The sequence below is a fragment of the Mycobacterium sp. E1715 genome (assembly GCF_001667625.1).
In the GTDB taxonomy this organism is placed as follows: Bacteria; Actinomycetota; Actinomycetes; order Mycobacteriales; family Mycobacteriaceae; genus Mycobacterium.
The window spans coordinates 1-9482 of the sequence record NZ_LZJJ01000254.1 but is presented as its reverse complement, the minus strand read 5'-3'; the positions used below and the strand labels follow the sequence as shown (position 1 = coordinate 9482).

Annotated in this window: 11 protein-coding genes and 1 pseudogene; 9 read left to right on the top strand and 3 right to left on the bottom strand. The window is 68.2% G+C overall.

What is annotated here, in order from left to right; all coding sequences use genetic code 11:
* A pseudogene (locus tag A9X03_RS30255) lies at window positions 1–287 on the top strand (hypothetical protein); the annotation flags it as partial.
* Between the two features lie 43 nt (window positions 288–330).
* Here A9X03_RS30255 and A9X03_RS30845 read toward each other — a convergent pair.
* Window positions 331–1191 carry a maleylpyruvate isomerase family mycothiol-dependent enzyme gene (locus A9X03_RS30845; RefSeq protein ID WP_082974492.1) on the bottom strand — a complete coding sequence of 287 codons (861 nt, stop codon included), beginning with the start codon at window positions 1189–1191 and terminating at the stop codon, window positions 331–333.
* Entirely contained in the window at window positions 1175–2077 is a 903-nt protein-coding gene (locus tag A9X03_RS13515; RefSeq protein WP_068261487.1) for an alpha/beta hydrolase, read from the bottom strand. Before A9X03_RS13515 ends, A9X03_RS30845 begins: the two co-directional genes overlap by 17 nt.
* 133 nt (window positions 2078–2210) lie before the next feature.
* On the opposite strand from A9X03_RS13515, the gene A9X03_RS13510 reads away from it, so the two are divergent.
* Window positions 2211–2846, top strand: coding sequence for a TetR/AcrR family transcriptional regulator C-terminal domain-containing protein (locus A9X03_RS13510; RefSeq protein WP_368664937.1), 636 nt, complete (start codon window positions 2211–2213; stop codon window positions 2844–2846).
* A 24-nt stretch (window positions 2847–2870) separates the two neighbouring features.
* Here the strand turns inward: A9X03_RS13510 and A9X03_RS13505 are convergent, their stop codons facing one another.
* Entirely contained in the window at window positions 2871–3545 is a 675-nt protein-coding gene (locus A9X03_RS13505) for a DUF427 domain-containing protein (protein WP_068261484.1), read from the bottom strand.
* Between the two features lie 133 nt (window positions 3546–3678).
* Here A9X03_RS13505 and A9X03_RS13500 point away from each other — a divergent pair, with 133 nt between their 5' ends.
* The 7 genes from A9X03_RS13500 to A9X03_RS13470 form a co-directional block, all read left to right on the top strand.
* Window positions 3679–4848 carry a CaiB/BaiF CoA-transferase family protein gene (locus tag A9X03_RS13500; RefSeq protein ID WP_067755450.1) on the top strand — a complete coding sequence of 390 codons (1170 nt, stop codon included), beginning with the start codon at window positions 3679–3681 and terminating at the stop codon, window positions 4846–4848.
* Between the two features lie 130 nt (window positions 4849–4978).
* A complete protein-coding gene (locus A9X03_RS13495) occupies window positions 4979–5569 on the top strand; it encodes a hypothetical protein (protein ID WP_067755448.1) in 591 nt (196 codons plus the stop codon).
* A complete protein-coding gene (locus tag A9X03_RS13490) occupies window positions 5569–6273 on the top strand; it encodes an NIPSNAP family protein (RefSeq protein ID WP_067755446.1) in 705 nt (234 codons plus the stop codon). The genes A9X03_RS13495 and A9X03_RS13490 overlap by 1 nt, the downstream gene beginning before the upstream one ends.
* Window positions 6274–6335: 62 nt before the next feature.
* Window positions 6336–7511, top strand: a complete 1176-nt coding sequence (locus tag A9X03_RS13485) for a cytochrome P450 (RefSeq protein ID WP_068261492.1) — start codon at window positions 6336–6338, stop codon at window positions 7509–7511.
* Window position 7512: 1 nt separating this feature from the next.
* The gene (locus A9X03_RS13480; protein WP_068261481.1) at window positions 7513–8481 is read left to right on the top strand and encodes a zinc-binding dehydrogenase; all 969 of its coding nucleotides are present in this window, start codon (window positions 7513–7515) and stop codon (window positions 8479–8481) included.
* Window positions 8482–8483: 2 nt separating this feature from the next.
* On the top strand, window positions 8484–9248 hold the full coding sequence (locus tag A9X03_RS13475) for an HpcH/HpaI aldolase/citrate lyase family protein (RefSeq protein ID WP_068261479.1): 765 nt from the start codon (window positions 8484–8486) through the stop codon (window positions 9246–9248).
* Window positions 9238–9482, top strand: a 245-nt coding sequence (locus A9X03_RS13470; protein ID WP_197696071.1) for a nuclear transport factor 2 family protein, incomplete at its 3' end; no start/stop codon positions are given. The genes A9X03_RS13475 and A9X03_RS13470, both read left to right, overlap by 11 nt.

The following is a 9482-nucleotide window of genomic DNA, read 5'->3' as shown; positions in this document are numbered from 1 at the left end:
AATCCACTATTCCCCCAACAATACTGGCCGCCGTTCTCGACACCGAGGTGCGAATTCCGAACCCATTCGTCCCGGCCTCCGCGCGCGCACGAGGCCTGAACCTCATCGCCACCGACACCACATGGTCACGCCCCAGCGCTGGGCCGACCGCCACCGGCGAAGCCGGTCACCTTGCCTCGGTGCTGGCCGGCCGTCCCTGGGCGCTCAGGCATTTGACCGGCGACGGAGTATCGGTACTCGCCACCCGTCTCCAGCCGTCGCGAAAGTCCATCCCGTTACGGCCATGACCGGTCATCGAGGGCCTCGACGTCTCGGTGTGCTTGCGGCCAATCACCAGTCGGCAACCGGCCACGATGACGCTCGATTGATCGTCCCGACAGCGAGTTGGCGCCGTGCGGTCACGTCCAGTTTGATGAATACCTTTCGCAAGTGGTACGCGACGGTGTTGGGACTGATGAACAGCTGGGCGCCGATCTCCGAGTTGGTGGCCCCGCCGGCGGCCAATACGGCGATCTGCGCCTCACGCGGAGTCAGAGCTGAATCTTTCGGGACGGCCGCCTTTCTCCGGACTCGTTCGCCTGTCGCTTCAAGCTCAAGCCGCGCGCGCCTGGCAAAGGCATCCATTCCGTTTTTCGTGAACGTTTCATAAGCCGGTCCTAGCTGCTTGCGTGCGTCTAGCGGCCGCCGTTCCCGACGCAGCCATTCCCCGTAGACAAGCCGTGCACGCGTGGCGGCCGGGACGAATGGGTTCGGAATTCGCACCTCGGTGTCGAGAACGGCGGCCAGTATTGTTGGGGGAATAGTGGATTCGGCACCGAGCGCGAAGGTGATGTCCAGCTGGTGGATGACGTGATCGCCGAGCAGCAGTCGCCGCGGGAAAAGGCGGCCGATACCGCGCGCCTGCCGTGTCAAGGCCGCAAAGTCGTCGATCAGCGAGTGCGGGTCCCGTTGTGCGGCCAACGCGCGGGCCATCGAGGAGTTGGTGCGGTCGAACGAACCGCGATGTCGCAGCATGGCGGCGGCGATCGACGGCAACGTTGCCGAGTAGCCGACGACGAGGTGAGCCAGGACTTCGTGGTTGCTCCAGTCTGTGCATAGGCTGGGCCTTGCCCACTGGTCTGCGGTGAGAGTGCTGAGGAACGCGACGAGTCGAGTGTCGTTGTCCTGCAGTGGATCAGCTGTTTTGGACATTCAAGTGCTCCACAAGGAATCGGGTCTGGTCGGCGAGCAGTTGGCCCAGCAGAGGCGGGTGATAGATCTGGAAGTGGTCGCCGTCGTAGTGACGGAAGACGCCGTTTGGCGCGCGGCGTCCCACATCGACGGCGTGGCGGGGGTTCATCAGGGTCTCTCGTGCGGAGACGCATACCAGCAGGGGAGCGGCAATCTTCGCGGCGCAGTGTTTGGCGCTGGTCATGCCGATGCCGATGACATCGGCGGCGGCGACGCGGTTGTCGAAGCTGGTGCCGGCGGGGACCGTGGAGTACCAGCCGTCGAGCGCACCGGGGATGGTGACTGCAGCGAGACTGCCCGGTTCGCCGACGATGGGGACGTATCGCGGGGCGGCGCCTCGCATCCGGCGAAGCACGTCGTCGAGAATCGCCGGCGTCGCGCGCATAGCGGCTCGCCAGCCGCCGCCGATCAGTGTTGCCGGTCCATGGACGATCGGACACTGCACGACCACCGCTGCGAGATCGCGTCGGGCTCCGGCCTCCCGCAGCACGTGCATCGCGCCAAGGCTGGTGCCCCACAAGCCGACTCGTTGGGGGTCGATGCTGTCGTGGCAACGCAGATAGGTCAGCGCAGCTCCGACGTCCTGCTGGTGGCGGCGCATGCTGAAGCGCTGGCGTGGTGAACCGTCCGAAGCACCGGTATGCCGGTAGTCGAAGGCCAGTGTCGCCACGCCGGCATCTGCGAAGTGTTGCTCGTATTGCGACATCACCATGCCGTGCGTCGCGCCGAGGCCGTGGCAGAGTACGACCCCCGGATGGGGCCCAGCGCCGCGCGGCAGTGTCAGCCAGCCCGCGCATCGAGCGCCTTGTGAAGTGAATGTCACCGCGGTGGTGGTGTGAGTGCTCATGAAATCGTCCTCGATAGATACGTACGCTGTACGTAATGGTGTACTTTAGGTACGCTGTACGTGTCAAGCGGCAACGAGCAGGAGGTCAGCTATCCGAGCACGATTCACCCTCGCTGAAGTCCGCGCCCACGCAATGGAGATCGTCGATCGCGACGGGCTGAACGCACTGAACATGCGCTCGCTGGCCAGCGCGCTGGGCACCGGACCAATGACGCTCTACAACTACGTCAGAGACCGAGAGGAACTCGAAGCCTTGGTCGCCGAGGCGGTGCTGGCCGACGTGAAGCTACCTCCCACGTCCGAAGAGTGGCTTGCCGACGTGAAATCCATCGCAATCGCTGTGTGGGAATCAATGCGCCGTCACCGTAACGCTGTCCCGCTCGTCTTGACCCGCCGCACGGTTTCGAACGAGGGCTTCGCGCCAGCGGAACAGCTCGTCGCGGCACTGGTCCGTGGCGGACTTGCCGACCAGGATCTGTTGGCCGCCTTTCGTGGAGTGCTCAGCCTGATCATGGGTGCCGCTCAAGTGGAGTTGGCCGGCCCGGTGGCCGGGGGCGCCCCGGAGCAGGACAACATCGATGCCGCCGGCCGCATCGGACGCCTGGCGGCGGATCGCCATCCCCACCTGGCGGCCCTGGCATCGACCAGTCAGCGATCGTCGATGTCCGAGGATTTCGACCGCGCCCTCGACATGCTGCTAGCCGGTATCCAGACCCGCGCAGATGCATCTCGAACGGAACGGAACAGTCGACGCACCTCAAAGCGTTGACCGCTGAATCGGTGCGTGGCGCTCCTAGCTACGGAGGCTGGCCGGCAGCTCCGCGATCACATCGACGCGTGCGGCGTCGAAGCTGAAAAGCCCCTTGATGGGCAGGCTTTCCGGCGGCGGGTCGGGGTAGCTCCACGCCACATCCTCGACGTCGCCCGCTGACCAGTACGTCGCGAATCCCTTGTAATTGCAGTAGCTCTCCGTGTCCGACCGGCGCAGCAGGTCGGTGCGCACGTGCGCCGGATCGACGTAAAGCCTGGGCGCCAGGGAGGTTTCGAACAGGATCACCGTGTCGTCGGTGTCCGCCAGCACCGTGCCGGCGATCGAGACGCGCAGGCGGCGCCGGGTGGGGCGGCAGTCCACGCGGTGGTAGGGATTCGGCGGGTAGTGGACGAGTTCGCGGCCCTCTTCCAGCCAGGTGTCGACGGCGCCCCAGGGCACGTGCACGAAGCCCGGAGCCTCCGGCTCGGGTTCGGTGGGCAGGTCGCTGACCTCCTCGGCGCGGAAGACGTAGCTGAGCGGGCGCCCCCGCCGGTGCACCAGCAGCGCCCCTTCGGTGTCGATCACCGCGCGCCCGTCCTGGAACGCCTGCACGCGACGCGGATGAGGCTCGATGAAAACGACGTCGTCGGGCAGCGGGGGCGAGAACCGCCCGGCCGGATCACTACTGAGCGGACCACGTCCGGCTACCAGGCTCATGGTGTCCTCTCATTCGCGCGCAAACCCCACCGGGTGTCACGCTAGCGTGGCACTCACGGTGCAGCGTCACGCTGGCGTGTCCCCCGCGAGCGGGGGTGCCCCAGCTGGAACAACGGAGAGTGGGAACGCAGCCATGGCGGGACCGATGGAGGGTGTCAGGGTCATCGAGCTCGGGGTATGGGTGGCCGGGCCGGCGGCCGGCGGCATCCTGGCCGACTGGGGCGCCGACGTCGTCAAGATCGAACCACCGAGCGGTGACCCCGGGCGGCTGTTCGGCCGGATGCTGGGCTGCGACCTCGGCGTCAACCCGCCGTTCGAAATGGACAACCGCTCCAAGCGCAGCATCGTGTTGGACCTCGCGGAGGAGGCGGACCGCGACACCGCGTTCGAATTGCTCGCGGACGCCGACGTTTTCGTCACCAATCTGCGGCCCGGCGCGTTACGACGCCTGGGGCTGGACTTCGAATCGGTGGCGACCCACAACCCCCGCCTGGTCTACGGCCTGATCACCGGCTACGGCGAAACCGGGCCCGACGCCGACCGCGCCGCCTACGACGTGGCGGCCTTCTGGTCGCGCGCCGGCGTGGCACACCTTCTGACCCGCCCCGGTGACACCCCGCCGTTCCAGCGCGGCGGCATGGGAGATCACTCGGCCGGCATGACGCTGGCAGCGGCGATCTGCGCGGCGCTGGTGGCGCGGCAGCGCACCGGGACCGGCCAGCTGGTGACCACCTCGCTGTACCGCCAGGGCGCCTACACCGTCAGCTTCGACCTCAACACCTACCTGCTGACCGGCCAGCCGATCGCGATCGGGCAGCGGGAATCGATGGGCAACCCCTGCATGAACAACTATGCGACCGCCGACGGGCGGCGGTTCTGGATCGTCGGGCTCGACGTCGACCGACACTGGCCGCCGCTCTGTCGCGCCGTCGGCCATCCGGAATGGCTGGAGGATCCCCGGTTCATAGACGCCTACGCGCGGTTCTTCAACGCGGCGGAATTGATCGCCGAGTTGGACGCCATCTTCGCCACCCGGACCCTCGACGAATGGGCGCACGTCTTCGCGGCCGAACCAGACTTCTTCTGGTCACCGGTGAACGCCCTCGAGGACGTCGTCGCCGACGAGCAGTTCCACGCCGCCGGCGGCATCGTCGACGTGCCGGACGGGGAAGCCGGCGTCGCGATGGTGGCCACCCCGGCCGATTTCCACGGCACACCCTGGACACCGCGTTCTGCGGCACCGGAACTCGGGCAGCATACCGAGGAAGTGCTGGCCGAACTCAAGGCGCGACGCGACTCGTGACCACCGGTCGCGCCTTTACAAATTTGCTCCCAAGTGTCACGCTGTCCGGTGAGCCGCGTGAGGCGGCCCCAGCCCAGGACAAGCGTTGCGGTAAGCGCCAGTTTCGGTGCGGCGGTGAGGAACGGATTGAATGGTCACGTCCACGTTCGACATCAGCCATGGCGGCCGGGTCAAGGCCGCCCGCGGCCGCGCGGACGGCGATTGTCTGCGCTATCGGCTCGACGTCATCGCGGCGAGTGCCCGCGACGTCGTCCAATCGGCCGGCGGGTGGCTCTATGACCGGGCGATGGCCGGTTGGCGGGTAACCGTGCTACTGCCGGATGGCAGCGACACCCGATCACTGCGGATTCTCGGCGTGCAGGCGCTGGACGTGGAGGAGTACTTCGCCACCAGGGACCCGGCCGCGACGAGTGAGAGCCTGGCGGTCAGCGCCGAGGCGTTCGCGGCGGACGCGCGGGTGCGCGAACAGGTGCTGGAGTCGCTGGACGACCGGATGACCGAAGTCGCGTTGTGGGGCCAGGCGCCGACCGGATGGCCACTGCGCGTCGATCGCGGGGTGGCCCGTGCGCAGTACCGGCTCAGCGCGGCCGCGCTCAGATTCAAGGGCCACGCGCTGGCGGCGGCCGGAATCGATTGCCCCACGGTCTATTCCACCGAGACGCTACTCTGCGACTTGGCAACCTGTGGTCGCGGCGACTCGGGGTTGGTCCGGCTCGACTGATGAAGAAGTACTTTCGCCACACACTGCTCTACCTGCACGAGACCATTTCGCTGGGCACCGGCCGCGCCGACCACTTCACCGAGGTCTTCTCCGACACCTACCGGCCGATGATGGTCGAGCTCGGCGCGCGCCTGTTCGCGATCTGGGAGACCACGCCCTACAACGGCCACTGGCCGCAGGTCACGATCATCTGGGAGATCGACGGGTTCGACGACTACGCGCGGATCGGGGCCGCCCAGGCACGCGGCGGCAGCCACGAGGCCGCGGCGGGCAAATGGTCGGCCTTCCTGGCCGACATCGGCGCCGCCGGCGAGGGCCGAATCATGTACCCCGGGCCCAGCAACAAGACCCTCGCCCAACTGCGTGAGGCCAATTTCGCTGCGCCGCTGGTGATTCAGGAGATCATGCAAACCAAGCCGGGGCGTCAAGACGATTACATCCGTGAACTCGAGCGCCTCTACGTCCCTTGGTCGGAACGCACCGGCAAGCGCTGGCTGGGCTCGTTCACCACGACCTTCCGCTACAACGAGGTGATCCACTACTGGGCGTTGGACGGCGGCTGGGAATGCTTCGCCAACCACTACCCTTCGTGGAAGGACAGCCCGCCCGCCGAGATCGTCACCTGGATGAGCGTGGCGCCCGCCCTACGCGAGGGCTGGGAGGACTCGATCCTGCAGGCCCTACCGCCCTCACCGCTGCAGTGACGGGGCAGCCAGCGGCCCTGGACTTCACCGACTTCGCCTACGACCCCTTCGACGCGCGGGTGATGGCGAATCCGCTGCCGTACTACCGAATCCTGCGCGACCACCATCCCGTCTACTACATGCCGCAATGGGACACCTTCGCGCTATCGCGCTTCGAGGACATCTGGCAGGTGCTGGAGGTCAACGACGGTACGTTCGTCGCGTCGGAAGGCACCCTGCCGGCGGCCTCCGTCCTGGCCAAGCACAACACCGGCCCGGTCGACGACCCGCCGTTGCATCCGCTGCCGTTCCACGCGGTGTTCGACACGGACCTGTACGCGGAGGTCCGGCGCGCACACTCCCAGCCGCTGCGCCCCAGGTCGGTCGCGGGCTGGGAGGCGCGGATCCGGCGGCTGGCCAACGACCGGCTCGACGAACTGTTGCCACGCGGTTCGTTCGATCTGACCCAGGACTACGGCGGCATTGTCGTGGCGTCCGTCGTATGCGAATTGCTCGGCATCTCAACGGACCTCGCGCCAGAGGTGCTGGCCGCCGTCAATGCAGGCAGCCTGGCCGAGCCCGGTGTCGGGGTGGACACCGCCGAGGCGCGGCCCAACTATTTCGAATACCTGCTGCCCGCGGTGCGGCGCCGTCGAGCCGACCAGTCCGGCGAGCCGCTCGCCGTCGTCGACGGCCTGCTCGGCTACCGCCTGCCCGACGGCAGCCCGCTCGACGACGTGGAAGTCGCCACCCAGATGCTCTGCATCTTCATCGGTGGCACCGAGACGGTGCCCAAGATCGTCGCCCACGGGCTATGGGAGCTCGTCCAGCGGCCCGACCAGCTGGCCGCGGTGCGTGCCGACCCCGACAACAACGTGCCCGTCGCCCGCGAGGAGATGATCCGGTTTTGCGCGCCGGCGCAATGGTTCGCCCGAACCGCGCGCAAGCCCTTCACCATCCACGGCGAAACCATTCGGCCCGGGCAGCGGGTGATCACGCTGCTCGCCTCCGCCAACCGCGACGAACGCGAATATCCAGAGCCCGACGAATTCATCTGGGACCGGCCCATCCGCCGCTCGCTGGCCTTCGGCCGCGGCCAGCACTTTTGCATCGGCTACCACCTCGCCCGGCTGGAGGTCGCTGTGCTGCTGCAGGAATGGCTGCGGCGGGTTCCTGAGTTCGAGATCCAGGCGGACACCGCCAGGCGGTTGCCGTCGAGCTTCCAGTGGGGTTGGAACAACATCCCGGTGGAGGTCTGACGTGTGGTCCTACCGGATCATCGCCCCCTATCAGTTCGAGCGGACCGCGATCGCGGAGAAGACTCCCGAGTGCCTCGCCGACGGCCAGGTCCTGCTGCGGTTCATGGCGGCCGGCGTGTGCGGCAGCGACCTGCCGGCCTTTCGCGGCGCCCGCGGTCGTCTCCCGGGCGACGACGGGACCAGCGCGGCCGAAAAGGACGGCTTCCCCATCCATGAAGTCGCCGGCGAGGTGATCGCCAGCCGGCACCCCGCGCACCGCCCCGGCGACCGGGTTGTCGGCTGGGCCTCCGGGTTCGACGGCATGATGGAACGCGTGGTCAGCAACGGCGATGGCCTGGCTCCGTATGACCCGGTACTGACTCCGGCGCAGGCGGTCGGCCTGCAGCCGCTGGCGTGCGTCCTCTATGCGTGCGAGCAGCTGCCGGATCTGGCCGGCAGGCACGTGGCGATCATCGGGCAGGGATCGATCGGCCTGCTGTTCTCCTACGTCGCCAAGGCGGCAGGGGCCCGGCGCGTCACCGGGGTCGACCCCGTCGACCGGTCAAGCGTGGCAACCGCATTCGGCGTCGACGACCCGGTGCGCGCCACCAGCGACCGGTGGACGAGCCAACTCGCCGCCGGTGACCGCGCCGATGTCGTCATCGAGGCCGTCGGTCACCAGGTCGCAACGCTCGGCCACGCCATCGAGGCCACCGCGCCCGGTGGCACGGTCTTCTACTTCGGTGTCGCCGACGACGACGCCTACCCGATCAACATGCGCGCCATGCTGCGCAACAACCTGACGCTGAAATCCGGTGTGACACTGGACCGGAGGCGGGTGCTCGAGCTGGCCGGTAAGTTCGCCGCCGAACACCCCGGACTGCTCGCCACCTATCTGACGCACACGTTCGGCGTCGACGACGTGCAGGGCGCCTTCGAGTTGGCCTGTCGCCCCGTCCCCGAGCGCGTCAAGATCGCGATCGGAGAGTGAGCGTGACCGACGACTCGCGGAGCGCGTTGCAGCGGGCGCTGCACCGGGGCGGCCCGATCTGGGGTGGCTGGATCACCGGTCCCACACTGCTCGGCCCGGAGGAATTCGCCGGCGCCGGCTACGATTACGTGGGTTTCGACGCCCAGCACGGCTACCTCGACGACGCCGACATCGCCGGCATGCTGCGCCGGATCGAACACCTGCCCATCGGCACCGTGGTGCGGCTGCCCAACGCCGACGCGGCGCCGATCGGCCGCGTGCTGGACGCCGGCGCGGATGCCGTCGTCATCGCGATGGTCGAGTCGGCGGACCAGGCCGCCGCTGCCGTGGCCGCCACCCGCTACCAGCCCGCGGGCATCCGCAGCTTCGGCCCGCTGCGCGCCAGCCTGGGCCGCGACACCGCCGCGCTGGAATCCCGGGTCAGCGTGTTCGCCATGGTCGAGACCGCCGCGGCGCTGTCCGGCCTCGAGGAGATCTGCGCCGTCGACGGGCTCGCCGGGCTCTACGTCGGGCCCGCCGATCTGGCGCTCTCGCTGGGCGTGGATGTCGTTGGCGCGACCAGGCATCCGGCCGTCCTGGACGCCATCGTGCGAACCCACCGCGCGGCCACCGCGGCCGGGCTGGTGACCGGCATCCACGCCGGGGACGGCACGACGGGCCGGGCCATGGCGAAGCTGGGGCTGTCGATGATCACGCTGACGGCCGAATCGCACGCCCTGCGCCGCGGCGCCGCCGAGCACCTGCGGGAGGCGAAGCATGACGCATGACCGGGCCGCGATTCGCGAGCTGCTCGCCGGCTACGCCCTGGCCCTCGACGCCGGCGAGATCGACGAATGCCTGGACCTGTTCACCCCCGACGCCGAATTCCTGGTATACGGAAGGGTCTTCGCCGGTTACGAGGGAATCGGGAAGATGTTCCGGGACGCCCCGCGCGGATTGCACCTGACGGGGGTCTCCCGGATCGACGTCGACGACGATACCGCCAGCGCCCGGTCGCAGGT

Bases quoted from the DNA above. Each gene is read 5' to 3' on its own strand.
- A9X03_RS30845 (WP_082974492.1), bottom strand. From the start codon at position 1,191: ATGTCCAAAACAGCTGATCCACTGCAGGACAACGACACTCGACTCGTC.
- A9X03_RS13515 (WP_068261487.1), bottom strand. From the start codon at position 2,077: ATGAGCACTCACACCACCACCGCGGTGACATTCACTTCACAAGGCGCT.
- A9X03_RS13510 (WP_368664937.1), top strand. From the start codon at position 2,211: ATGGAGATCGTCGATCGCGACGGGCTGAACGCACTGAACATGCGCTCG.
- A9X03_RS13505 (WP_068261484.1), bottom strand. From the start codon at position 3,545: ATGAGCCTGGTAGCCGGACGTGGTCCGCTCAGTAGTGATCCGGCCGGG.
- A9X03_RS13500 (WP_067755450.1), top strand. From the start codon at position 3,679: ATGGCGGGACCGATGGAGGGTGTCAGGGTCATCGAGCTCGGGGTATGG.
- A9X03_RS13495 (WP_067755448.1), top strand. From the start codon at position 4,979: ATGGTCACGTCCACGTTCGACATCAGCCATGGCGGCCGGGTCAAGGCC.
- A9X03_RS13490 (WP_067755446.1), top strand. From the start codon at position 5,569: ATGAAGAAGTACTTTCGCCACACACTGCTCTACCTGCACGAGACCATT.
- A9X03_RS13485 (WP_068261492.1), top strand. From the start codon at position 6,336: ATGGCGAATCCGCTGCCGTACTACCGAATCCTGCGCGACCACCATCCC.